Below are 25,322 nucleotides of genomic sequence, written 5' to 3' on the forward strand. Positions count from 1 at the left end.
GATTATGAAAAACAAAGTAAGAAAAATTCTGATGATTTTCTCATGTCTCATCGGTCTGTCTTTTACATTATCTGCACAGAATCCTTATCTGCCGCTTTGGGAATTTATTCCTGATGGTGAGCCCTATGTGTTTGAGGATCCTGACTGTCCCGGCAAGTACCGTCTTTATATTTATGGTTCGCACGATAATCTCAAGTGGATGTATTGCGGACGTGACCAGGTGGTGTGGTCGGCACCCGTAGAGGACCTGACCCGTTGGAGATATGACGGCGTGATATTTAAAGTCAATGAGTCGCCCGAACTGTATAAACTGAATGCTGATGGAACCGACGACGTGCTTTTTGCCCCTGACGTGACAGTAACTACCGATGCCGATGGTAAGAAAACTTACTACCTCTTTCCGAATAATCAAGGTGGTGGACGCAATTCCATGATTGCCAAAAGCGACCGTCCCGATGGCCCGTTTACGGTATGCAACTGGCATAAGGAGCGTCCTCGCGAGACTTTCGGTTGTTTGGGATTCGACCCCGCAGTGTTTGTCGATGATGATGGACGTGTGTATGGTTATTGGGGATTTGGCATTTCGCATGGCGCGGAGTTGGACCCTGCTACCATGTGCACGGTAAAGCCGGGTACCGAAGTGGTGGAGAACATGATTTCAGGCTATCGGCAGGAAGGTATATTCCGCTTCTTTGAGGCATCTTCTATCCGCAAGATTGAGGATAAATATGTGTTTATCTATAGCCGTACTACCGCTGAGGGTGAAGATGGCCTGCCCAACGCCAGCAACTATACGTTGGCCTATGCCTACAGCGAGCATCCCTTGGGCCCGTGGACTTATGGTGGGACAATCATCGATGCGCGGGCGCGCGAATATGATGAAAAAGGCAATGTGATAGCTTCGGCCATGCCCGGTGGAAATACGCATGGCAGTATCTGCAAGATAGGTGAGCAATGGTACGTGTTCTATCATCGCCAGATAGGTACCGATTGCTATGCACGCCAAGCTATGGTGTCGGCCATTGATGTAAAGGTGGAAAAAGGAAAAGGCGGGAAAGTCGTGATTTCACGCGGAGAGTTCAATTCTGAAGGCTTCCTTCTTGAAGGGCTCAATCCTATGCAGCGCATCTCGGCCGGGCTGGCTTGTTGGCACACCAATCCCGGAGGAATCAAAGAGGTCTATCCCCATTATGTGTATACGGGGTCTTATATCCGGCCTGTGTACCGGGATAATAATCCCTATGCCGGCGATAACAACCACAAAATCCCGTTCGCTCCGGTGGTGAATAACACAAGTGGGTCGATTGTAGGATATAAATACTTGAATATGAATGCCGTTCCGCGAGATAAGTCTTTGCAGATGCAGTTAAGGTTGAAGGCTGAAGATACCGACGGGCGCATCCGCATCATGCTGGGTAGCCCTTGGACAACAAAAGGCGGTGTAGAGATAGGACTTGTGAATGTGAAGGCTGGCAGCACTTGCAGGGAGTTCTATGCTTCGCTCTCTATTCCGGCAAAGCTGCATAAGGGAAAGCAGCCGCTCTTCTTTGTCTTCGAATCAGAAACCGAAGGCCAGTCCATCTGTGAGTTTTATGATTTCCTCATGTTGCCACGCCCATAAGTCTTTATACTTATGGAGGCGGATACTTATCTTGTGAGACCTTCTAAATAGAGCTATTGTATTAGTTCACAGTACTGAACACTTTGTTACACCCCGTCGGAACAGATTGTTTCTCTTGTATGAAACGACTTGTTTCGACGGGATAAAACGATTTGTTCCGTTATAGGAAACACTTTGTTTCCTTATAGAGAACACTCTGTTCCATTATAGGAAACAAACCGTTTCCATAGTCGGAAATGAAATGGGGCATATGCTTCATTGATACCGCTATTACTTTTCCTCCTCGAATATTCGGTTGAAAACTTGCCGCAGCTGTCCTTCGTCTGCGATAATGGCTTGGAGCTTCTTCAGCTGTTCCGCATTCTTGCCCTCGGGAAACCAGAGCTTCAGATAACCGCCGGGTGCATATTTTGCCATGAGATGCTGATGGAACCGCTGGTAGTGCCACTCCTTGTCGGCGGCAGGATTCTGTTTCAATCCGTACTGCACGGTGCGGCGCAGGGTGATGTCCGGGTCGATGATACGGTCCGCTTCGGCAACAATCTTGCCGTAGATGCTACGAGGTTCGTGGTCTGTAGAGGCGCGGTGGTCCTCTACGGCTTCTTTCATGAGGAGGATTTCCGTGTCGGAGAACCATTGCCGCAGGGTGGAGTCCGCCATCAGTATCTCGCCGGAGACAAGGTGGTGGGTGGCGCGGTCGCGGCACAGTCCCGTGTCATGGTAGGCGGCAATGACGTATGCCAGGCGTTCGTCCGCTTCGGGATATTGCCGGGCGAGGGCAAGGCTTTCTTCGATGACGGTGCGGACGTGTGAGAGGTTGTGTGCTTTGTCAAACTCCTTGTAACGGGGGATGATTGCTGTCTCGATGTAGGTAATGAGGGGCTTGGGTATCATGTGGCATTCCTTTTTCGGGTAAAGGTACGAATAATAACCGATAGCTGAATAACGAGGAGCAGGGAATGGCTCATAATCAGGTACCGATTACTATCTGTCTGTTTACTTAATGTTCCAAAGACTGCTCGTAGCTTTTCCCGTTGGCGTCAGTCACCACGATTTTTATTTTCTTTGCTTTATCGCTCGGTTTTGTAGAGAAAAAGAAATAAGCATTCTTGTTAGCTTGGCGACCACGTTCCTTCATATCCTTTCCCTCTGTGACAGCTTTGCGCTGCAGGAAGAAATCATAATCAGGATCCATGCCTTTATACTGCTTCATTTCGCCTTTCAACTTCCCGTCTTCGTAGTATTCCACTTTCCAGCGGTTATCCCAATTCCATACCTTGACGCAGAGTTCGTCTTCATGGCCGGGTACTGTACCCACGGGATAGTAACGGAACTGATAGTCACGGTCATGTCCTAATGACTTGAAATAATTTGCAATTCCGTTCTTGCCGGATTCGAATACTTGGTAGCCAATAGGGGTACCGTCTTTGCTATAGATGCCGTCCCATAACCACCACGCGCCTCCGATGGAGGCGATATTGTACTCACGAATGTTGTTTCTGATTTGTGTGTTGCATTGTACATGAGTGTGACCACTGAGAATATCTACCTTATAACCCTCGAAAAGGTCGAGTAACTCGGCTACGCGTCCCAACTTGTAGTTCTCGTTATAGAAGTATGCCGGAGCATGCATGCAAACAAACAGATGAGCCCCTTTGGGGACGTACTGCAGATAGCTCTTCACCCAATTGAGCTGCTGATCATTGAGCCCCACTTCATACTTCTTGTTTCCTTTATAAAGGATATTGTCCAAAACGATATAATAGTCTTTTCCAGCATTGAACGCATAGTAAGTGGGTCCAAAGAAATGCCGATAAAGATGTGCACTGGCATCATCGTCGCTCACCTCCTTGTCGTGGTCGTGGTTGCCGATAACCGGATAGATGGGAATTTGGATCTTTGCTATCTCTTGCTTGATGTGGGGAAACATTTCCAGGTTATCCCATAAGATGTCGCCCAAGAAGATGGCGAAAGCAGGAATATTCTGGCTCATATATTCAAAGCCCACTTGCTTGAGGTCGGGGAAAGCTTCCGTTTCAAGCCGATGGAATGCGTTCTCTCCGCGCGGTTGTGTATCGGCTGCTGCCATCATGGCGTATTTGCCTCCTACTGTTCCCCAGCGATGGAGCTGGAAATCGTGGCTGTTCTCGTTCAGAGTCTTATAGAAGACGGGAGTACCCCCGTTGCAAGGAGCCATATAGCCTGAAGGTGTCACTACATAGATAAAGTGGGCCTTCTCATCAGCATCAATCATATAGCTTCCGTCTTCACTGGTAAGAGCGAATGCGGTGCCATCGGTTACTACAACTTTGGCCAGCCCCTTGCCGTCGGCCATGACTTTGCCTTTAATCTCTTTAGCTTCTGCCCCTATTGCCATAAGCAGCAATGCGGCGTAAAAAATGTTCTTTTTGTTCATTGCTTTTCTCTTTCAATTATTTGTTGTTTGAATTGAGAGCAAAAATAGGTGAGTGAAATTACTTCGTCGTTTCTATGGGGTTACGTTCAAGTTACATATGTCGGGCTCTCATCCGGTGTCATATCAAAATCACAGAAGTGACACAAGTCTGTAATACAGCATCCATTCTTTTGCAGCCGAAATTAAAATCATCATAGAAACTAATGAAAACAAGAATGATTAAATCCTTTGTGTGTGTATGTGGGCTGCTTGTTTCGTTGAATGTAGTCGCAGCTTCACTGAAACCCGTCAAAGGTAAAGTGGTGGACCGGTTCAATAATCCACTTCCCGGTGCTACAATTCAAGTGACCCATTCTCCCGAGAAAACCATTACCGATGTGGACGGCAACTTCAATTTTGAAACCATCGAAGACGCGGAACTCATCGTATCCTACATCGGCTTCCGTACCCTCAAGCTGAAGACTGCAGGGGAGAACTTCATTCATGTGGTACTGGATGAAGACTCACAATTGCTTAACGACGTGGTAGTGGTAGGTTATAGCACTAACAAGAAGGTTAATCTGTCAGGCTCGGTTTCTTCGCTTAACAGCGAGAAGCTTGCAAGCCGTCGAGTATCAAACGTATCTTCGGCTCTGCAAGGCATGGCTGCAGGTGTAACTGTCACTACACAGAGCGGTGAGCCAGGCGGCAATGGCGGTCATATACGTATACGTGGTATCGGAACCTTCGGTGGTGATAGTGCCGCCCCGTTGGTGTTGGTCGATGGCGTAGAAGGAACCATAGATGAAGTGGATCCTAACATCATCGAGTCAGTGTCCGTCTTGAAAGATGCTGCATCTGCATCCATCTATGGCTCACGTGCTGCCAATGGTGTCATTCTGGTGACTACCAAACGGGGTGGCAGTCAAGACAAGTTCAGCATATCCTATAAAGGATATTTTGGATTCCAAGGCGCAACGATGCTTCCTCAAAAAGTGGATGCATTGGAATATATGCAATTGGAAAATGTGGCAGCAGGTAACGACGGATCCGACCTGCCCTATAGTGATGAATATATAAGGGAATATGTGGCTGGCATGGCTACTGACCCGGACATCTATCCTAATACAGACTGGCAGGACTTGATTCTTACAGAAAACGGATTCAACCATGGGCATACGCTTACTCTGACTTCTTCATCAGAACGTATCAAGACACTTACTTCTATAGGGTATCTGGACCAGACGGGTATAGTGGTCAATTCCTCTTACCGTAAAATCTCTGTACGCAACAATATGGACATCAAGCTTAGCGACCGTCTGGACATGAAGTTTGACATACAAGTAAGCAATGCCAATAAAAATAGTTCTCCCTACGAAGGACATGCCTTCAATTATATGAACACCCGAACCCCGAACATTGTCAATCAATTTACTACTGGTCTTTATAATGGGGCAAATGGTCTGATGGGCAATAACCCCGTGCTGTTGTTGCGTGAAGGCGGTATTGTGAAAAACAATGTTATCCGTGCTACCATGGCGATGGCTCTGACCTATAAGATTCTCGATGGATGGAATGTGTCAGTTCAAGCCACTCCACGTTATATCACCAAGAATAACCATAACTATAAGAATTCTGTCACCACGTATGGTGACCCGGAAGGTACTACCAGCTTCAAGAGCGGCGAAACCTACAACTCGCTTACAGAATCGGCCTATCGTTACTTCTACTGGAACACACAGGCACTGACCAACTATGAGAAACAGCTGGATGACCACTACTTCAAAGTAATGGCAGGTATGGAGTGTCAGACCTATACAGAAAAGACTCTTTCTGCCTATCGTCAAGTATTCAACTTCCCTCAATATGACCAAATTGATGCCGGTAACATTGAGAACATGAACAATGGAGGAGGGGAGTACCAATGGGCCATCAACTCCTTCTTTGGCCGCTTGAATTACAACTACAAGGAACGCTACCTTGTGGAGGCCAATATCCGTACCGACGGTTCTTCCAGATTTGCAGAGGGTAACCGATATGGCGTGTTCCCTTCATTCTCTGCAGCATGGCGCATCAGCGAGGAACCCTTTATGGAATCTATACGCGATAGAGTGGATAATCTGAAATTACGTGCCTCTTGGGGCAAACTGGGCAACCAGAATATCGGAAGTTCCTATTATCCCACTACTCAGCAACTCTCTACGGGCTCTATATCTATGGGAGGTAATCTTTACACGACCTCTGCTGTTACCTCGCTCTCCAATAGGGACCTTACATGGGAGACTTCTACCATGACTGACTTAGGCATAGATCTTTCACTGTTCGGCTGTATCAACATCACTGCCGACTGGTATAGGAAGATAACGGATGGTATCCTGATGAAGCTGGACATCCCCAACCACATTGGTATGGGTGCTCCCTTCCAGAATGCCGGCAAGGTAAGAAACCAGGGATGGGAGCTAAGCGTAGGCTACAGCAAGAAGCTGACGAGGGACTTTTCGCTGGATGCCGCCCTTACGCTGAGCGACGTGAAAAACACCATCACCGACATGCGGGGCACAAGCAGCACAAGCGGTGATATTCGTAACCAAGAGGGGTCTTCCATTAACTCCATTTACGGATTGATATGCGACGGTTTCATCAATTCACAAGAAGAAGCGGACGAAATCAATGCCAACTGTCCCCAATTCGGTACAACCGTATATCCCGGTGACCTGAAATACCGGAATGTCAGCGGAGACAACAAAATTACTACAGATGACAAGACGATTATCGGAAGTACAGTTCCACGCTATAGTTATAGCTTTAATTTAGGAGTGGGATACAAAGGAATTCGTCTTTCGGCTTTCTTGCAAGGAGTTGGCAAGGCCGACGGTTATCTCAATTCCTACTACGTGATGCCTTGCTATCAGGGAGGAACCTACCGCAAGGAACACCTTGACTATTGGACGGAGCAGAATCATGATGCATCCACGCCTCGCCTCTCTTATAAGAGCAGTAACAACACCTATACATCATCCTTCTGGATGAAGAGTGCCGCTTACCTGCGTCTGAAGAACCTGCAGCTGGGTTACGACCTGCCCTCCAAGTGGATGAAAGCCATCGGACTGAAGTCTGCCTACATTTATGCCAATGCTGAGAATCTCTTGACTTTTACTGACTTTTGGGATGGCTATGACCCCGAAGTCAACTATAACGCATCAGCAACAGATGGGGTATCTCTGGGTGCGGCAAACAATTATCCCCAGACGAAAGCCTTCACTTTTGGCGTTGACATCAAATTCTGATTAGCCGGAATAGGGAAACCGTCTGTATTCAAGAAGACATAAAAAGAAAAAATGATATGAAACGAAACAATATTTATACAGCACTCCTTTCGCTGTCTCTATTAGGTCTCGGTGCTTGTTCACTCGACCTTGAACCACTCACTTCACCGTCTTCTTCCTCTTATCCTTCGAGTATGGAAGAGGCGAATTTCGGTTTGAACGCTGTTTACTCATCTCTGACAGCTTATAGTGCCAGCACCACCACCTGGTGGAAGGTGACAGACAATATTACCGATATTGGTGCTACACGTGTCAACACGGCTATGTATACGGAATTAATCACCTCCGGAGCTTCTGCTGAAAACGCGGTGGCAAACAAGCTTTATAATTGCGTGTATAAGACCGTGGCACGTATCAACCAGCTTCTCGATGCGCTGGATAATCTGCGTGGCACAGCCTCTGATACGGATATAGAGAGTATACGGGCAGAGCTGCTGTGCATACGGGCATTCTGTTATGATCAAGCTTGCCAGCACTATGGAGACTTGCCGTATGTGGTCCACACAGCGGGTATAAATGACAGCCAGACCCCACGTACACCGAGAGAGACCATTGTAGAGAATCTGCTTTCGGATCTTAGCGACGAGTGTTTGGCTAACCTTCCACTCCGCCATAAAGCAGAAAGCTATGGCAGTGCACGCATCGGACGGGTAGCAGCGTATGCGTTACGTGCCCGTATTGCCTTGAATTGGAAAAAGTATGACTTGGCTGCCAGTTCGGCCAAACAAGCCTTGAATTTGGCTAAGGAGGCAGGCTTTGAATTGGAATCCATCAATACACAGTATTGTGGAGAAAGTCATGAGGCAGGAGAGCCAACCGGTCAGACGGCTCTGTTTGGTTATGACGGTGAGGCAAGCAATGAGTGGCTCTGGTCCGTGCAGTATGATGCGGTAATATCCAGTAATAAAACCAAGGAGGCATATTACATGGCTCCACGTACACTGGGAGGATGCGCCTATTTTGGTCCTACACAAACATTTGTTGATATGTTTCAATGCAAGGATGGCAAATCGATTACGGAATCTTCTCTGTATGACTGGCAGAACCCTTGGCAAAACCGGGACCCTCGTCTGGATCTTTTCTGTTTGCGACCTGGTTCACGCATATTCAATCTAGAATTCCAGACTTCCACTACCAGTAAAAAGATTCACGACTATAGCACGGGCAAGGACGTGACAAACATGGAGTCACAGGGAACCAAGGGCGTATACGGTGCCAATGGCACTAAAGGTCCTGCTGGATATCTCTGGAGGAAATATTTGGATATAGCCGAGTTGGAAAGAGCTGCAATCTCCAACCATGAAACCAGTGATCTTAATTGCGGCTTGATGCGTTTAGCAGAGGTTTATCTAATAGAGGCAGAAGCCAATATTGAAATGGCTGATGGCAATCTGGAGTTAGCACGAACGGACATCAATATAATTCGTAATCGTGTAGGAATGCCCGATGTGGTAGTTACTTCGCAGAGCGGACTCCGAAAGGCATTACGTTACGAACGTACTGTTGAACTTTGTAATGAAGGTTTTCGTTGGTTTGATCTCCGTCGTTGGGGTATGGCTTCTACAGTGATGACAGGTAAGATTTATGCTCCCAATCAAAAAGGGCTTATGTCCAATGCCAAGCCTTCATTTGATGACAACTGGCATCCGGCATATTCAGAGGGTAGTTCTTGGGATGGGAAAGCACTGAATCTCCGTGTGTATAACACGATGAAGTATATCAAAGGAAAGGATGAACTTTGGCCGCTTCCCCAAAGTGAGATTGATACAAACAGTGCCATTATAGAAAACAATCCAGGATACTAATCGTGTAAGGTTATTGGTATCTGACGGAAAGGATTTGTTTTTCAAGATATAATAAAAGAGCCGGAATGTGCGAATCATTCCGGCTCTTTTATGAAAGGTTTCGGTTATTGTTGTTAGGAATAAGATTTCTTACTTTAAGAGAGAGTTTGTCAATTACATGTTAGGGTTGTCCATGATTACCGTCATCTCGGGAACCAGTATGTATTCGCCTTTCTTGTTGTTCCATTTGTAGTATGTGGTAGTCATCGTCTTGCCTTGGTATGCATAGCGGATGCACATGTCCTTGCCCCATGTATTCTTGGTGCTGTTCCATTTCAGGGCTTCGCTTTCCGTCATGCGGTTCTGGTCGTCGTACTTATAATTGTACTTCATATAGTTGGCAAGCGTGTTTCCGTCCATCTTGTATACGGTCTCTGCCACTTTCATGCCATTTACTTCTTCCGAATTGTAAATGAGGTTGCTCTTATTGTCGGCTGAGGCATTTAATCCGCAAACTAAGAGAAGTGCTGAAACAATCACTGTTTTTAAAGATACTTTTGCTTTCATGGTTTTATGTCTTTTTTAGTTTAACTTTCTATTTTCTATCAATATATCATTTATTTCGCTGCAAAGGTACGTATTAAATTGACATAAATATAAATATCGGATTAAATTTTATCAATATGTCAGTAGTGAGGGTTTCGGTATGCTTTCCTTTTGGCAAGATTGGTGAATAAAAAATATCCGGCAGCGAGGTTGCCGGATATTCTGATGAGCAAACTGTATTTGGAAAGGATTGCTTCTGTTGCTTTCTGATTGTAAGTTAAATAAAGTTATTGGGCTGTTTAGTGTGCCTGCAACCAGTTGTTTCCCCACCCACAATCGGCTTTCAGGGGTACGTGCATGCGATATGCCTGCTCCATCTCTTCGATTACGATTTTCTGTACAAGCTCTTTTTCTGCCTCTGGAACGCTGAAATTTAGTTCGTCATGGACCTGTAAAATCATCTTTGCTTTCAGATTGTAAGCTTGGAAGCGCTGATAGATGTGTGCCATGGCTACTTTTATGATGTCGGCGGCACTTCCCTGGATGGGAGCGTTGATGGCATTCCGTTCGGCATAGCCCCGTACCACCCCGTTTCTTGAGTTGATGTCCGGCAGGAAGCGCTTGCGGTGGAAGATGGTTTCCACGTAGCCCTGCTCGCGTGCCACCTGGATGCTTTTGTCCATATACTCCTTCACTTGCGGGTAGGTTTCAAAGTAGCCGTCTATCAGCTCTTTGGCTTCCTGGCGGGAAACGCCCATGCGTTCGGCAAGCCCAAAGACGGAGATGCCGTAGATGATGCCGAAGTTTGCCGTTTTTGCCTTGCGGCGCATGTCGGCGGTTACCTCGTTTATATCTATCTTATATATCTTGGCAGCGGTGGCGGCGTGGATGTCGTGTCCGCTGAGGAAGGCGTCTATCATGTTCTTATCTTCGCTGAGGTGTGCCATGATGCGCAGCTCTATCTGCGAGTAGTCGGCAGAGAAAAACTCGCAGCCGGTGTCGGGGATGAACGCCTTGCGGATTTCCTTTCCGTCTTCGTCGCGGATGGGGATGTTCTGCAGGTTGGGATTGCTGGAGCTGAGGCGTCCGGTAGCGGTCACCGCCTGGTTGAAGGAGGTGTGTATGCGACCCGTGCGCGGGTTGATGAGCTGGGGTAGGGCATCTATATAGGTGCTCAGTAGTTTCTTCAGTCCGCGGTATTCCAGTATCTTTCCGATGATGTCGTGCTTGCTGCGGTAGCTCTGCAGCACCTCTTCGGAAGTGACGTATTGTCCGGTCTTGGTCTTTTTGGCCTTCTCCACGATTTTCAGCTTGTCGAACAGCACTTCGCCTACCTGCTTGGCGGAGCTGATGTTGAATGTCTCGCCAGCCATCTCGTAGATTTCCTTCTCAATCTCCTGCAGACGGACGGTGAAGTGTTGGGACGATTGCTTCAAGGCTTCCGTGTCGAGCAGCACTCCGTTGCTCTCTATATTGACAAGTACGGGGACGAGCGGCATCTCTATTTCGTAGAACAGATGTTCGGCACCTTGCTCCTTCAGTTCCTTTTCCAGCACGTTTTTCAGTTTGAGGGTGACGTCCGCATCCTCGCAGGCATAACGGTAGACATCTTCGGGTGGAAGGTCGCGCATGTTCTTTTGGTTTTTGCCTCGCGCTCCAATTAGCTCATCGATGTGGATGGTCTGGTAGTGCAGGTAGATTTCCGCCAGATAGTCCATGTTGTGTCGCAGTTCGGGTTGAAGCACGTAGTGGGCAAGCATGGTGTCGAAAAGTTTGCCTTTCACCTGGACGCCGTAATTTTGGAGGATAATCATATCGTACTTGATATTTTGTCCCACCTTCATGGATTTCTCGTTTTCGAAGAGGGGACGGAACTCGTTTACAATTTTTAAGACTTCCTCTCGTTCGGCGGGAACGGGTACGTAGTATGCACGGTTTTCGGCATCGCTGAAGCTCATTCCTACAAGTTCGGCGTCCATTGGCTCGGTTCCGGTAGTCTCGGTATCTATTGAGAGAATTTCGCTTGTAAGTAACTTTTGAATAATTTCTGCTCTTTTGTCTTCTGTATCAATGAGTTGGTAGTCTACATCGAGCATTTCTAACCGCGTCAGGTTTGAATTTTCAGAAACGCCCGTCCCCTCGCCCGCAAAATTTGCAAACAAATCGCCTTGAATCGGGGCGCTGTTTTCGGGAGTGGAGGTTTGCGGCTGGGCAAACAGAGTCCCGGCAAAGAGGTCGGGTACCGGAGAGGTTGGAGTAGGGGAGGACGAATTGCCGCTTCCCTTTTTGAGTACCCGATCGATGAGTGTGCGGAATTCCAACTCCTCGAAAATCTTGCGGAGTTCCTCTTCGTTCGGTTCTTCGCGGACGAGCGAATCCATGTCGAGCTGAATGGGAACATCTGTTTTGATGGTGGCAAGGAATTTGGAGAAGGTTATCATCTCGCGGTTGGTTTCCACTTTCGTTTTCAGTGCGCCTTTCAGCTGGTCGGTATGTTCCAGCAGGTTTTCGATACTGCCGAATTCGGCAATCAGTTTCTGTGCGGTTTTCTCGCCCACACCCGGACAGCCGGGGATGTTGTCGGAAGCATCACCCATCAGTCCCAGCATGTCGATGACCTGCTCGGTGGTCTGTATGTTGAACTTGGTTTTTACTTCTTCGGTACCCATCACTTCGAATCCGCCGGTGTGCTTGGGGCGGTACATGAAGACGCGGTCCGATACCAGTTGCCCGTAGTCCTTGTCGGGAGTCATCATATAGGTGGTGATGCCCTGCCGTCCGGCTTCGGTGGCGAGCGTGCCTATCACGTCGTCGGCTTCGTAGCCGGATACTTCGAGGATGGGAATGCGGTAGGCGCGGATGATGTCCTTTATAATAGGTACGGAAAGGCGGATGGCCTCGGGTGTCTCCTCGCGCTGTGCCTTGTATTGCTCGTAGGCCTCGTGGCGGAAGGTGGGGCCCGACGGGTCGAAGGCTACTCCTATGTGTGTGGGATTCTCTTTTTTGAGCACTTCTTCCAGGGTGTTTACAAAGCCCAGAATGGCCGAAGTGTTGAATCCTTTTGAATTGATTCTCGGGTTCTTGATGAACGCGTAATAGGCTCGATATATCAGTGCATAGGCATCGAGCAAAAACAGTTTATCGATTGAATTCATACATTTAATCCTTTTTTTCATGGTAAAAGTACAAAAAAATACCGTATTAACCGTTTTATTACTATTTTTGTAGGCAAATAGCGATGCATGGACAACTCATCATTGATAAAATCTCCGATTTCTGAGGAATTGGAGGACTTCAAGAAGCTTTTTGAAAGTACCCTCTCCAGTTCCAACCTTTTGCTGAACAGCGTAATTGCGCATATCCGGCAGAAGAACGGGAAGATGATGCGCCCCATTCTGGTGCTTCTGGCTGCGAAGCTTTTTGGCAAGGTATGTCCTGCAACCCTGCATGCTGCGGTTGCGTTGGAACTTCTTCATAATGCCAGCCTTGTGCACGATGATGTAGTGGACGAAAGTACTGAACGCCGTGGACAACTCTCCGTTAATGCCATTTTCAATAATAAAGTAGCCGTACTGGCAGGCGATTATCTGCTTGCAACAGCGTTGGTGCAAGTGGGCATGACCCGTAACCATGACATTATCGACATCGTCTCCTGCCTGGGGCAGGATTTGGCAGATGGTGAACTTCTGCAGCTTTCCAACGTCAGCAATCTCCATTTCTCCGAGGAAGTCTATTTCGACGTTATCCGCAAGAAGACGGCCGTGCTCTTTGCAGCTTGTACGAAGGCGGGCGCTCTCTCGGTGGGGGCCAGCGATGAAAAGGCGGAATCTGCGCGTCTGTTCGGTGAATATATCGGGCTTTGTTTTCAGATAAAGGATGATATTTTCGATTACTCCGAGAGCAAGGAAATAGGCAAACCTACCGGAAATGATATGGTGGAGGGGAAGTTGACTCTGCCTGCGCTTCATGTGCTCAATACCGTGAAGGATAAAACAGCGGAAGAAATTGCCGTAAAGATAAAGAATGGGGAGGCAACGCCTGGCGAAATAGCCCATTTAATCGAATTTACCAAGCAGAATGGTGGTATAGAGTATGCTTCGCAAGTGATGTATGACTATAAGGAAAAGGCTCTTTCTTTGCTGGCTTCTTTGCCCGATACGGAGGTAAAAGTAGCGCTAGCCGGGTATCTGGATTATGTGGTAGAGCGGGAAAAATGACGGAACTGTTTCCGGTTGATAATATGAGAAAGCCTGATGGAACCCACTCCATCAGGCTTTATTTATAGGTAAATGCAGCTTCCTCTTAAAAGAATTTCATTTCCTCGCCCTTGATTTCCGAAAGCAGCAGGTTGGCAAGACGACTGGTTCCCAAGCGGAACAGTTCGTTGTTCAGCCATTCTTCGCCGAGCACTTCCTTGACGATGGTGTAATAAATCAGTGCATCGTTCACGCAGTTGATTCCTCCTGCGGGCTTAAAGCCTACCTTGATACCCGTCAGCTCGTGATATTCCTTGATGGCCTGGCACATAACCAGGGCGGCCTCCGGCGTGGCGGCAGGCTGCTGCTTGCCGGTGGAAGTCTTGATGAAATCGGCACCCGAATACATGGAAAGGATGGATGCTTTTTTGATGTTCGAAGCCGTCTTCAAAGCTCCGGTTTCGAGGATTACCTTCATGTGGTGCTCTTTGCAGGTTGCTTTGAGTTCTTGTATCTCCTCGCACATGCCTTCATAGTCTCCCGCCAGGAACTTGCCCACCGAAATAACGATGTCTATTTCATCGGCGCCTTCCATCAGTGCCATGGCAGTTTCTGCCACTTTCACTTCAATGAAAGTCTGGGAGGAGGGGAAACCTGCTGATACACAAGCTATTTTTACATCTTCCACTTCCAGCGTGTCTTTTACGACTTCTGCAAAATTGGGGTATACACAGATGGCTGCCACATTCTTCAGGTCGGGGAACTCTTCGTCGAATTTATTCACTTTCTGGGTGAATTTCATGACGCTTTCGTCGCTGTCCGTACTGTTCAGTGTGGTGAGGTCAATGCAGTTGAACAGGAATTTCTTTACCTCCGGTGTATTGTTTGCCGGTACTTTCTCTGCAATGATTCTGGCAGCTTGTGCAGCTATTTCTGCATCATCCAGTTGGGTGTTGTACTTTGCCAGGGCGGCGTCATACTTACTCTGGGTAGGCTCATTCTTCTCCATGGTCTTTCAATTTAGGATTATTGATATGTCTTGTCTGGTCACGTCTGGTTTTCTTCTCGAAGTTGCGGCGGAAAGCCTCTGTTAGGTTCACTCCGGTCTGGTTTGCAATACAGAGAAGTACCCAGAGAATATCTGCCATTTCATCGTCGAGGTTGTCTTTTTCTCCTTTCTTGAAGGATTGGTCGCCATACTTGCGTGCCATGACGCGGGCGAGTTCGCCCACTTCTTCGGTCAGTATCGCCATATTGGTGAGTTCGCCGAAATAGCGCACTCCGTATTCCTTTATCCAGGAATCCACTTGTTTCTGTGCTTCTTCTAACGTCATTATTCCTTGTTTTTTGTATCTATACAGATGGTCACGGGACCATCGTTCATCAGTTCTACTTTCATATCGGCACCAAATTCGCCGGTACCTATTTCTTTACCTAATGCTAAACTCAGTTCCCGGCAGAATTGTTCGTACAGTGGGACGGATATTTCCGGCCGTGCTGCCCGTATGTAGGAGGGACGGTTGCCTTTCTTGGTGGAGGCGTGGAGGGTGAACTGGCTGATAACCAGTATCTCGCCGTCTGCTTCAAGAATAGATTTGTTCATTACGCCGTTTTCGTCATCGAAAATGCGCAGGTTGACTATCTTCTTGCAAAGCCAGTCAATATCTTCTTTTCCATCGGATTCTTCGATGCCTACGAGTATCATGAGGCCCTTTCCAATGGAGGCTTTGCAGGTTCCGTTGATGGTGACGGAAGCGTGTCCGGCACGTTGTATCACTACTCTCATGTTGTTCTTGTCTTTTTGAGGGGACAAAGTTACGAATTAATTCGTTGTGTGCATGGCTCTGCAGGCTGATTTATCAGTCATTATTTCTCTGAGAAATAGGTCTGGATGATTTTGGCTTTCGCTTCTCCCACCACGGCGGCAAGCTCCTCGGCAGATGCTTCGCGGATACGCTTCACGCTTTTGAACTCCTTGAGCAACGTGCTTTTCGTCTTTTCACCGATACCTTTTATCTCGTCCAGTGCGGAGGCAATCTGCCGTTTGCTGCGCTTGTCGCGGTGGAAGGTAATGGCGAAGCGGTGCACTTCATCTTGAATCTGCGTCAGCAGTCGGAAGAGGGGGGTGTTCTGTTTCAATCCGATGGTCTGGGGAGGGTAGCCATACAATAGCTCGGAAGTGCGATGTTTGCCATCTTTGGCAAGTCCGGCGATGGGGATGTTCAGGCCAAGCTCGTCTATCACCTCTTTTACGGCGCTCATTTGCCCTTTTCCACCGTCGGTGATAAGAAGGTCGGGCAGGGGTGCTTTCTCTTCTATAGCGCGCTGATAGCGCCGTTTTACGACCTCTTTCATGGAGGCATAGTCATCCGGTCCCTCTACGGTCTTGATATTGTACTTGCGGTAATCCTTCTTGGAAGGTTTCCCCTTGACGAAGACCACGCACCCGGCCACGGGGTCGGAACCCTGGATGTTGGAGTTGTCGAAACATTCTATCTGCATGGGCAGGCGGTCCAGGTGCAGCTCTTGCTGTATCTCTTTCAGCAGGCGCACGGTCCGTTGCTCCGGATTCAGCTTTTCGGCTTGCTTCAGGCGGTCGGCTTTGTACTGCTTCACATTGAGGAGGGAGAGTTCCAGCAGCTTCTTTTTGTCTCCCCGTTGCGGGATGGTAAAGACGACATCTTTCAGCTCCATATCCAGTTCAAAAGGCACGATGATTTCACGAGAAAGGCTCTTGTATCTTTCCCGCATTTCGATGATGCCGAGAGAGAGCAGTTCTTCTTTGCTCTCATTCAATCGTTTCTTGTATTCAAAGGTGAAAGCCTGGTTGATGGCACCGTTCGTAATGTGCAGGTAGTTGACGAAAGCGGACTTTTCATCGCTGTCTTCTTCGATGGAGAACACGTCGATATTGTGCAGCACGTTGCTTACCACTTCCGATTTCGCCCGGTAGTTTTCCAGCAGCAGGTATTTCTTCTTTATCTTCTGTGCTTCTTCAAACTTCATTTCGGCTGCCAGTTCCTGCATTTGCTGGAAAAGCATCCGTTCTATCTCCTGGGTATTCCCTTTGAGTATTTCCTTGATTTCAGCGATGTTTTTCAGATACTCTTCCTGGCTTTGCTTCCCGATGCAAGGTCCTGCACAGTTCTTGATGTGGTATTCCAGGCAAACATTGAACTTTCCGGCACGTATGTTTTCCGGAGAGAGGTTCAGGTGGCATGTACGCAAAGGGTACAGATGCTTGATGAGGTCGAGTAATGCGTACATGGAAGGTATATGGCTGTAAGGGCCATAATAGGAGGAACCGTTACGGATTATCTTCCGGGTTCTGAATACACGTGGAAAGTATTCGTTCTGCACGCAGATGCTGGGATACGTCTTGTCGTCTTTCAACAGTACGTTGTAGCGAGGCTTGTATTTCTTGATAAGATTGTTTTCCAGCAATAGCGCGTCTTCTTCCGTATTCACCACGATATATCGGATATCTGCAATCTTGCTGACCAGCACCCTCGTCTTTCCCGGTTCGTGCTCCCGGTTGAAGTAGGAAGACACTCTTCGCTTCAGATTCTTTGCCTTTCCTACATATATAATAGTCCCTTCGGTATTCAGATATTGGTAAATACCGGGACTTTCGGGAAGGTTGGATACAATCCCTTTGAGGTAGTCGTTAGTTCTGAGTTCTTCCATAATACCGACGTTTCACCACAGATTACACAGATTAACGCAGATTTCTCTTTGATAAAACTGTGTTTTGTGGTGGATAAATAATCTGTGTTAATCTGTGTAATCTGTGGTGAAATATGAAATGGCTAAAGCGACAGCACAGCCTCCACTTCCACATCATCTCCAAACACATCCTTGCCATGAAGCTCTTTCAGCTCGATGATGAAGTTTACATACACTTTCTTGGGGTTCATCTGTTTCACCAGTTTGCAGGCGGCTTCCATTGTTCCACCGGTTGCCAGCAAGTCGTCGTGTAGCAATACTACATCGTCTTCATTGATGGCATCCTTGTGCATCTGCACGGTGTCTTTGCCATATTCTTTATCATAGCTTTCTTCAATGGTTTCTGCAGGAAGCTTTCCCGGCTTGCGGATAGGTACGAAGCCTGCCCCCAGTCTGGTGGCGAGAATGGGGCCCATAATGAATCCTCTTGATTCTATACCCACTACTTTGGTGATGCCTTTGTCTTTATACATCTCGTATAGTGTGTCCGAGAGTTCCTGCAAGGCGGTAGGCTCCTTGAACAAGGTAGTTACATCGTAGAATAGAATTCCCGGAATGGGGAAGTCGGGTATTTCTCGGATGCTTTTGGTAAGAGTTTCTTTGCTCATAATCAGTTTATTTAATACGTTTATTGAATTCTTTGTTTCACGTGGAACTTTGCGCTCTATCGTCCGCAAAGTACCAGTAGCACGTTGATGTCGCTTGGAGATACTCCCGGAATCCGACTCGCTTGGGCTATTGTTTCCGGATCTATCTTCATCAGCTTCTGTCTAGCTTCGGTGGAAAGGGATTGAATGGAATTATAGTCAAACTTACCTTTTATCTTGATGCTTTCCAATCTTGCCAACTTATCCGCAATAATCCGTTCGCGCCCGATGTATCCCTCGTACTTGATGAGTATTTCTGCAGCTTCTACAATTTCTTCCTTTCTATCGGATATTTTATCCAGTTCTCGTTTAAAGGCACTGACGTGTTCGGCAATGTTCTCAATCGTTATCTGCGGACGGTTTATCAAATCTATCAATTTGCATCCCTGGCGCAGTGGAGTTGTGCCGAGCTGCTCCAATACCGGATTGATTAATGCCGGTTTCATCGAGTAATTCCGCGCGAAGTCTATAATCCGGTTCACGGCTTCACGTTTTTCTGTCAGCAGCTTGTACCGCTCTTCCTTGGCGAGTCCCAGCTTCCAGGCTTTTTCCGTGAGTCGCATGTCCGCATCATCCATACGGAGCAGGATGCGATATTCGGCACGGGAAGTAAACATACGGTAAGGCTCGTCCACGCCTTTTGTTACCAAGTCATCGATTAAAACGCCGATATATGCTTCATCCCTTGCAAGGGTGAACGGCTCTCCGCCGTGGCAATTGATGTGGGCGTTGATGCCTGCCATGATTCCTTGTCCAGCTGCTTCCTCGTAACCGGTTGTTCCGTTTACTTGTCCGGCAAAGAACAGATTCTTTATATTCTTCGTTTCCAGCGTATGTTTCAGTTGGGTGGGGTCAAAGAAGTCGTATTCGATGGCATAGCCCGGGCGGTAGATGACCAAATCTCTGAATGCCGGTATCTTTTTCAATGCTGCAATCTGGATGTCCATGGGCAATGAAGAAGAGAATCCATTCAAGTAGAGCTCCTGGGTTGTTTCCCCTTCGGGCTCCAGGAAAAGCTGGTGCTGCGGTTTGTCGGGGAAAGTCACAATCTTGGTCTCTATACTGGGGCAATAACGTGGGCCGATACTTTGGATTTGTCCGTTGAAAAGGGGGGAATCCGGCAGCCCTTCCTGCAGAATCCGGTGTACCTCTTCATTGGTGAAACAAGTCCAGCAAGGGAGCTGTTTCAAATGGCGTACATGAGTGTCCATGAACGAGAACTTGTGGAAGTCACATTCTCCGTCTTGGATTTCCATATCCTCATAATGCACGCTGCGTCCATCTATGCGTACGGGGGTTCCCGTCTTCATGCGTCCAAAGGTGATGCCATGCTTTGCGATGGATTCGGTTAATTGGTAGGATGCAGGTTCTGCCATACGTCCACCTGGAAGCATGGTACGTCCCACGTGCATCAGTCCATTGAGGAAAGTTCCTGCGGTGAGTACTACACATTTGGCATGGAACGTTACTCCCCATAATGTGACTACTCCCGTAATCTCACCGTTTTCAACGAGGATTTCCTGCACGGTATCCTGCCAGATATGCAGGTTGGGGATATTTTCCAGTATCTCTCTCCATGCCCAGATGAATTTGTTGCGGTCGCACTGCGCGCGCGGACTCCACATAGCGGGACCTTTGGAACGGTTCAGTATACGGAACTGTATGGCTGTCTGGTCTGTCACCAATCCCATATATCCTCCCAAGGCGTCTATTTCGCGTACTATCTGTCCTTTGGCGATGCCTCCCACTGCCGGGTTACAACTCATCTGTCCGATTTTGTTCATATCCATTGTGATAAGACAAGTCTTCGAACCCAGGTTTGCAGCAGCGGCAGCGGCTTCGCATCCTGCGTGTCCGGCGCCGATTACAATAACGTCATACTTAAACTCCATTCGTTCAGTGTATTTTAAAACTGTGCAAAGTTACGAAAAAAGTTGTATGCCGGGACGTGTCATATCTTAAAATCCGGATATATCTTCTTTGGCATTGCTTATATTTCCGTATCCAGCATCATACTTATTGCTTGGAATGCTTAGGTTATAGACATATTGCTTGTGTTTGGCTTAAAATACAATCAAAATGAAGCTTTTTGAATACTATTGCTTTTCTTTTTGAAAAAGATACATACCTTTGCAGCGTTTGGATATTAAAAAGTGTTTTGATTGACTAATTTTAAGGAAGAGAAGCATGAGAAAGAAATTCTTCTTGTTAATCATTGTCTGCCTGGTTATGGGGGCGGGAGTGATGGCTCAGACGTCTACGGTCTCGGGAACAGTATTTGCCGAGGACAACAATGAGCCGATTATTGGGGCATCGGTATTGGTGAAGGGCACAACGCTGGGGGCCGTGACCGATATCGAAGGTAAATTTACAATCTTGAATGTGCCGGGCACGGCAAAGACAGTGATTGTCTCTTTTGTAGGTATGCAGAAAGTAGAAGCTGCCATAAAGCCTGCTATGAAGGTGGTGCTGAAATCGGATTCGGAACTGTTGGATGAAGTGATGGTGGTGGCTTACGGCACGGCCAAAAAGAGCAGCTATGCAGGTTCGGCTTCTTTAGTGAAAGCGGATGCGCTGAAAGACATTCCGACGACCAGCTTTGAAAACGCGTTGAACGGTAAAGTGGCGGGCTTGCAACTGACGAATAATTCCGGCCAGGCGGGTTCCGCACCGGCCATCCGCATCCGTGGCATAGGTTCTATGAATGCCGGGAATGAACCGTTGTATGTAGTGGACGGTGTTCCGGTCTCTTCGGGCAATACGGGGCAGATGAGCGGTGAGCTCTATTCTACCAACAACATCATGAATACGTTGAACCCGGAAGACATCGAATCTATTTCTGTATTGAAAGATGCGGCGGCCAGCTCGCTTTATGGGTCGCGTGCGGCAAACGGCGTCATTCTGATTACTACCAAAAAAGGACAGATTGGCAAGCCGGTGGTGACGCTGAAAGCCGAAGTGGGCTTCACGCCCTGCTGGGCAACGGACAACTATGAAACGGCCAGCGTACAGGAGAATGTGAATATGCTCTACACCGTATTTCACGATGCCCGTACAAGCGGTAAGGGCGAAACGGACGAAAAGGCGGCAGCCTATGCCATAGGCCAGTTGAACAGCCGTTTCAACAAACATGGCTACCAATTTACCACAAATGGTACGGGAGCTTACGAGAACGTCAATATCCTTGAGTACGACAACTCCGGGCGTGGAGGCAAATACTACGATTGGGACAAGGCATATTTCCGTACCGCCATTTACCAGACCTACGATATGTCCGTCAGCGGTGCTACGCAGAATACCAACTATTACACTTCCCTTTCCTATACCCAGGACGAAGGACGTTTGAAGATGAACAGCTTCGACCGTGTTTCCGGTCGCCTGAACCTCACCCAGAAGGTGGGGAAATTCCTTGAACTGACCACCAATGCCAGCCTGGCGCGTACCAAGAAAAGCGGTTATAATGATACACGCAACACGGGCAGCAATTACTTCATGCAGACCCGTAACTTGCTGTGGGGACTCTACTGGCCCACTGATTACAAGACCGGCGAGCTCTGGACCGAACGTTACGGTAGCTACGCCTACAATGGGCTTTATTATGACAAAGAGTGGGAGAACGGTTCTACCAGTACCAAAATCATGGCTGCGGAGACGCTCACCCTGCATCTGATGCCGGGCCTGGACCTTCGTTCTATCTACTCTTACGACAATACTACTGTAAAAGACCATATCTATTACAGTGCCAATCACTATAAAGGCTCGGCAGACAATGGGAATGTCAACGAATACCGTACTACATACGAGAAGATGGTTACCTCCACTACCGCCAATTATACCGGCACCTTCGACAAACACACAGTTGGCACCATGGTGGGTTTCGAAGCGGAGAAGAACAAGACAGACTATGTGCGTGCCACAGGAAGCAATCTTGCGGTCAGCACCATTCATACAGTTTCTACTGCCGGAACGCAGACTTCTGCCGGATATTCCTGGGGAAACTCGATGGTGTCCGTGCTCTCCAAGTTGGATTATAATTACGATGAACGCTACTTCATTTCCGGTTCTTACCGCCGCGACGGTTCTTCCCGGCTCAGCAAGCAGGAACGTTGGGGAAACTTCTGGTCAGTGGCAGGAGCGTGGAACATCATGCGCGAGGGTTTTATGAGCAAATATTCTTTCCTGAGCAACCTGCGTATACGTGCCTCTTATGGTATTAACGGTACGCTGCCTTCGGACAATTACGGCTATATGAGCTTGATGAGCTATACCAGTAAGTACATGGGTAACCCGGGCGGTACAATCACTACCGTCACCAATGACAAGCTGTCTTGGGAGACGAGCTACAACACGAATGTGGGTATCGACTTCGGCTTCTTCGGCCAGCGTCTGCGCGGTACGGTGGAATACTTCAACCGTGATTCGAAGAACCTGCTCCAGGATGTTCCCATTTCGATGGTTACGGGATTTTCCTCTACGTTGCGGAACGTAGGATGCATCAACAACCATGGGGTAGAGGTGGAGTTGAGTGGTGACATCATTGATAGTAAAGGATGGTTATGGAGTGCCGGTGCCAACGCAACCTTCCTCCGTTCTGAGGTGAAAGAGTTGTATGGCGGTGCGGACATTATCTGGTACGACCCCACCAGTAGCGACAGCCGTGCGCAATATGTATACCGGGAAGGTCAGTCCACGCTGGCTTTCTATGGATACGAATGGGCAGGTGTGGACAAGACCAACGGCAAGAACGTCTACTATGTAAATGACCCCAAGAATGGCAAGGCCGGAGATTTTGAGTATAACGGGCGCGGAGCTACTTATGACTATAACAATGCCAACTACACCATCATCGGCAATGCCGTTCCCAAAGTGTATGGGGGCATCAATACCTCGGTCTCCTACAAAGGCATAGCCCTTTCGTTGGGCTTTACCTATAAGATAGGAGGAGACTTGTACGATGGAGCCTACATGGATGTGGCCGACGACGGTTATTATTGGGAGCGTATCCGTGCTAAAAGCTACTACAACAACCTTTGGACGCCAGACCATACGAACGGTACAGAGCCCCGTATCGAAGGTGTAGACCTCGATGACCCGCAACAATACAGCAGCCGCCACTTGTTCAATGCCAGTTATCTGCGCTTGAAGAATCTCTCATTGGCCTATACGCTGCCCAAAGCCATGACCCGCAAGGCTTTCATCGAGAATGCCCGCCTTTTCTTCACTGCCAGCAACCTTTGGACAATAGCCAAATACAAGGAGGCAGACCCCGAAGTGAGCGAATACGGCACACGTGGTTGGGAAACCCCTATCGGAAAAACGTTTGTCGTTGGCGTTGAATTGAAATTTTAATGAACTGGAGGAACTAACAATGAAAAAGATATATCATTTATTGGCACTTGTGATACTTGGTGCCTTTACATTCACTTCGTGTGACGATTTTCTGGATATGCAGCCCACCAACTCCGGAAATGCAGAAGGTGCTGTCGGTACGGTAGCCGATGCGCAGGTGGTTATCAACGGTGTGATGAGTGCGATGACCTCATCGTCCTATTACGGCAGAAACCTTTTTATGTACGGTGATGCCAAGGGCGGTGACCTCACGATTTTTGCTGCCGGACGCGGACTGGATGCATTCTATACGTTCAACCACACTTCCAACAGCAATACTTATTCCGGTTTCTGGAGCCGTGGATATTACTGCATTCTGCAGGTCAACACCTTGTTGAGCAACATTGAGAAGCTGGAAGAATCGGGCAGTATGGAAGACTTTTCCGAAGCCAAAGGGCAGGCGTTGACTCTGAGGGCGCTGTTCTATTTCGATTTGGTCCGTCTCTACGGGCTTCCTTACAATTACAACAAGACCTCTTATGGAGTTCCCAATGTAACCGAGCCGCTTACGGTGAACGCCCAGCCCACCCGTGCTACTGTGGAGGAGAACTATCGCCAGATTCTGCAGGACTTGTCGGACGGGGCGGCCCTGCTTGCCAAGAAGAAGACAAAGCAGAGCGGATATGCGGACTATTACACCAACATAGCCCTGCAAGCGCGTGTGAAACTCTATATGGAAGATTATGACGGTGCTTTGAACGCTGCCCGGGAGATTATAGAAAGCGGTGTGTACAAACTGTATGAGCCTGCCGATTGGACGGCTTCCTGGAGCAAGCAGTTTGGTTCCGAGTCCATCTTTGAGCTGGGCATCACCACTGAGGAATCAGACCTGGGAACTTCTTCTTTGGGCTTTTACCTGATGCGCTACGGACAGTTGAAGAATGCCATGGGCTGGTATCTTGCCAGCGATTATTTCTTGAACCGTCTGGGTGAAGACGAGACGGATGTGCGTTGGGGAATCATGGACAACGATGAATACTGGGTGGACAATGAGATTGAACGCAAGGGAGCCTGCTACAAGTATATGGGCAGTACCACTCTGGCAGGTGACGGCAAGGCAACCAATACAGCCGTCAATATCAAGATAATCCGTCTTTCCGAGATATATCTGATTGCCGCCGAAGCAGCCTTGCACTCCACGAAGCAGGAAGCAGGCGCAGATGCCGCCGCCGGTTACCTGAATGAAATCCGCAGGCGTTCTCCCGGACTGGCACCGGCCACTGCCGCTACCATTACCGATGATATGATTCTGGACGAGCGCAGCAAGGAGCTTTTTGGTGAAGGACAACGCTTCTTCGACATGATGCGTATGGGCAGAACCATCGAATTCAACGACGATTTTCAAGATATTCCGGTGAGTCACCGTGGAAAAACAATCGACCGTACTTTCGAGAAGATTGTGCTTCCTATTTCGCAGGATGAGATAAATGCCAATCCGGCATTGGAGAACCAGCAGAATCCGGGATATTAGTCATTCCCTGCTGTCTATTGTTTGCTACTCCTTGTATATCAGGGAGGTATTTTGCCAACAAGTTGTCACTGCCTTGGCAAACTTTTGCCACGCCTATGGCAAAGTTTTGCCAACGCGGTGGCAAAGTCTTGCCAATGGGAAGGCAAAACCTTGTCATAGGCGTGGCAAGAAAAGCGGAAAAAGGTGCCTTTGATGAATTTCTTTGATAAAATGAGATGGTAA

General features: G+C 48.0%; 16 protein-coding genes. 6 read left to right on the forward strand and 10 right to left on the reverse strand.

Annotated elements, in window-relative coordinates; translation table 11 throughout:
- Positions 1-4 precede the first annotated feature (4 nt).
- On the forward strand, positions 5-1,621 hold the full coding sequence (locus tag DWX62_RS03760; protein ID WP_120172591.1) for a family 43 glycosylhydrolase: 1,617 nt from the start codon (positions 5-7) through the stop codon (positions 1,619-1,621).
- Positions 1,622-1,891: 270 nt separating this feature from the next.
- On the opposite strand, the gene DWX62_RS03765 is transcribed toward DWX62_RS03760, so the two are convergent.
- A complete protein-coding gene (locus tag DWX62_RS03765) occupies positions 1,892-2,515 on the reverse strand; it encodes an HD domain-containing protein (protein WP_005833925.1) in 624 nt (207 codons plus the stop codon).
- A gap of 106 nt (positions 2,516-2,621) precedes the next feature.
- Positions 2,622-4,037: a calcineurin-like phosphoesterase family protein gene (locus tag DWX62_RS03770; protein WP_005833924.1), complete on the reverse strand. Its 1,416-nt coding sequence runs from the start codon at positions 4,035-4,037 to the stop codon at positions 2,622-2,624.
- 215 nt (positions 4,038-4,252) lie between these two features.
- Between DWX62_RS03770 and DWX62_RS03775 the strand changes: the two genes are divergently transcribed.
- Positions 4,253-7,303, forward strand: coding sequence for a TonB-dependent receptor (locus DWX62_RS03775; RefSeq protein ID WP_005833923.1), 3,051 nt, complete (start codon positions 4,253-4,255; stop codon positions 7,301-7,303).
- Positions 7,304-7,359: 56 nt separating this feature from the next.
- Positions 7,360-9,147 carry a RagB/SusD family nutrient uptake outer membrane protein gene (locus tag DWX62_RS03780; protein WP_005833922.1) on the forward strand — a complete coding sequence of 596 codons (1,788 nt, stop codon included), beginning with the start codon at positions 7,360-7,362 and terminating at the stop codon, positions 9,145-9,147.
- Between the two features lie 153 nt (positions 9,148-9,300).
- Here DWX62_RS03780 and DWX62_RS03785 read toward each other — a convergent pair whose 3' ends face one another.
- Positions 9,301-9,693: a DUF3836 domain-containing protein gene (locus DWX62_RS03785; protein ID WP_005826180.1), complete on the reverse strand. Its 393-nt coding sequence runs from the start codon at positions 9,691-9,693 to the stop codon at positions 9,301-9,303.
- 278 nt (positions 9,694-9,971) lie between these two features.
- Complete coding sequence (gene polA / locus DWX62_RS03790) at positions 9,972-12,827, reverse strand: DNA polymerase I (RefSeq protein WP_120172592.1); 2,856 nt, start codon at positions 12,825-12,827, stop codon at positions 9,972-9,974.
- Positions 12,828-12,914: 87 nt separating this feature from the next.
- Here polA and DWX62_RS03795 point away from each other — a divergent pair, with 87 nt between their 5' ends.
- Entirely contained in the window at positions 12,915-13,889 is a 975-nt protein-coding gene (locus DWX62_RS03795; RefSeq protein WP_008662178.1) for a polyprenyl synthetase family protein, read from the forward strand.
- 85 nt (positions 13,890-13,974) lie between these two features.
- Here the strand turns inward: DWX62_RS03795 and deoC are convergent, their stop codons facing one another.
- The 6 genes from deoC to mnmG form a co-directional block, all read right to left on the reverse strand.
- Entirely contained in the window at positions 13,975-14,877 is a 903-nt protein-coding gene (gene deoC / locus DWX62_RS03800; RefSeq protein WP_035447524.1) for a deoxyribose-phosphate aldolase, read from the reverse strand.
- Positions 14,864-15,202: a nucleotide pyrophosphohydrolase gene (locus DWX62_RS03805; protein ID WP_120172593.1), complete on the reverse strand. Its 339-nt coding sequence runs from the start codon at positions 15,200-15,202 to the stop codon at positions 14,864-14,866. The genes deoC and DWX62_RS03805 overlap by 14 nt, the downstream gene beginning before the upstream one ends.
- Entirely contained in the window at positions 15,202-15,654 is a 453-nt protein-coding gene (dtd, locus tag DWX62_RS03810; RefSeq protein ID WP_005826171.1) for a D-aminoacyl-tRNA deacylase, read from the reverse strand. Before dtd ends, DWX62_RS03805 begins: the two co-directional genes overlap by 1 nt.
- An 80-nt stretch (positions 15,655-15,734) precedes the next feature.
- Positions 15,735-17,555: an excinuclease ABC subunit UvrC gene (gene uvrC, locus DWX62_RS03815; RefSeq protein ID WP_117713642.1), complete on the reverse strand. Its 1,821-nt coding sequence runs from the start codon at positions 17,553-17,555 to the stop codon at positions 15,735-15,737.
- 122 nt (positions 17,556-17,677) lie between these two features.
- The gene (locus DWX62_RS03820) at positions 17,678-18,202 is read right to left on the reverse strand and encodes an adenine phosphoribosyltransferase (protein WP_005826167.1); all 525 of its coding nucleotides are present in this window, start codon (positions 18,200-18,202) and stop codon (positions 17,678-17,680) included.
- Positions 18,203-18,258: 56 nt separating this feature from the next.
- A complete protein-coding gene (mnmG, locus tag DWX62_RS03825; protein WP_120172594.1) occupies positions 18,259-20,133 on the reverse strand; it encodes a tRNA uridine-5-carboxymethylaminomethyl(34) synthesis enzyme MnmG in 1,875 nt (624 codons plus the stop codon).
- Between the two features lie 295 nt (positions 20,134-20,428).
- Between mnmG and DWX62_RS03830 the strand changes: the two genes are divergently transcribed.
- Both DWX62_RS03830 and DWX62_RS03835 read left to right on the forward strand, forming a co-directional pair.
- Positions 20,429-23,590: a TonB-dependent receptor gene (locus DWX62_RS03830; RefSeq protein WP_057281851.1), complete on the forward strand. Its 3,162-nt coding sequence runs from the start codon at positions 20,429-20,431 to the stop codon at positions 23,588-23,590.
- Between the two features lie 19 nt (positions 23,591-23,609).
- On the forward strand, positions 23,610-25,100 hold the full coding sequence (locus tag DWX62_RS03835; protein ID WP_005833916.1) for a RagB/SusD family nutrient uptake outer membrane protein: 1,491 nt from the start codon (positions 23,610-23,612) through the stop codon (positions 25,098-25,100).
- Positions 25,101-25,322: the final 222 nt, after the last annotated feature.

This window comes from Bacteroides sp. AF20-13LB (assembly GCF_003603065.1).
Classification (GTDB): domain Bacteria; phylum Bacteroidota; class Bacteroidia; order Bacteroidales; family Bacteroidaceae; genus Bacteroides; species Bacteroides uniformis.

Coding starts and splice junctions, on each gene's coding strand:
- DWX62_RS03760 (WP_120172591.1), top strand. CDS start 5: ATGAAAAACAAAGTAAGAAAAATTCTGATGATTTTCTCATGTCTCATC.
- DWX62_RS03765 (WP_005833925.1), bottom strand. CDS start 2,515: ATGATACCCAAGCCCCTCATTACCTACATCGAGACAGCAATCATCCCC.
- DWX62_RS03770 (WP_005833924.1), bottom strand. CDS start 4,037: ATGAACAAAAAGAACATTTTTTACGCCGCATTGCTGCTTATGGCAATA.
- DWX62_RS03775 (WP_005833923.1), top strand. CDS start 4,253: ATGATTAAATCCTTTGTGTGTGTATGTGGGCTGCTTGTTTCGTTGAAT.
- DWX62_RS03780 (WP_005833922.1), top strand. CDS start 7,360: ATGAAACGAAACAATATTTATACAGCACTCCTTTCGCTGTCTCTATTA.
- DWX62_RS03785 (WP_005826180.1), bottom strand. CDS start 9,693: ATGAAAGCAAAAGTATCTTTAAAAACAGTGATTGTTTCAGCACTTCTC.
- polA (WP_120172592.1), bottom strand. CDS start 12,827: ATGAATTCAATCGATAAACTGTTTTTGCTCGATGCCTATGCACTGATA.
- DWX62_RS03795 (WP_008662178.1), top strand. CDS start 12,915: ATGGACAACTCATCATTGATAAAATCTCCGATTTCTGAGGAATTGGAG.
- deoC (WP_035447524.1), bottom strand. CDS start 14,877: ATGGAGAAGAATGAGCCTACCCAGAGTAAGTATGACGCCGCCCTGGCA.
- DWX62_RS03805 (WP_120172593.1), bottom strand. CDS start 15,202: ATGACGTTAGAAGAAGCACAGAAACAAGTGGATTCCTGGATAAAGGAA.
- dtd (WP_005826171.1), bottom strand. CDS start 15,654: ATGAGAGTAGTGATACAACGTGCCGGACACGCTTCCGTCACCATCAAC.
- uvrC (WP_117713642.1), bottom strand. CDS start 17,555: ATGGAAGAACTCAGAACTAACGACTACCTCAAAGGGATTGTATCCAAC.
- DWX62_RS03820 (WP_005826167.1), bottom strand. CDS start 18,202: ATGAGCAAAGAAACTCTTACCAAAAGCATCCGAGAAATACCCGACTTC.
- mnmG (WP_120172594.1), bottom strand. CDS start 20,133: ATGGAGTTTAAGTATGACGTTATTGTAATCGGCGCCGGACACGCAGGA.
- DWX62_RS03830 (WP_057281851.1), top strand. CDS start 20,429: ATGAGAAAGAAATTCTTCTTGTTAATCATTGTCTGCCTGGTTATGGGG.
- DWX62_RS03835 (WP_005833916.1), top strand. CDS start 23,610: ATGAAAAAGATATATCATTTATTGGCACTTGTGATACTTGGTGCCTTT.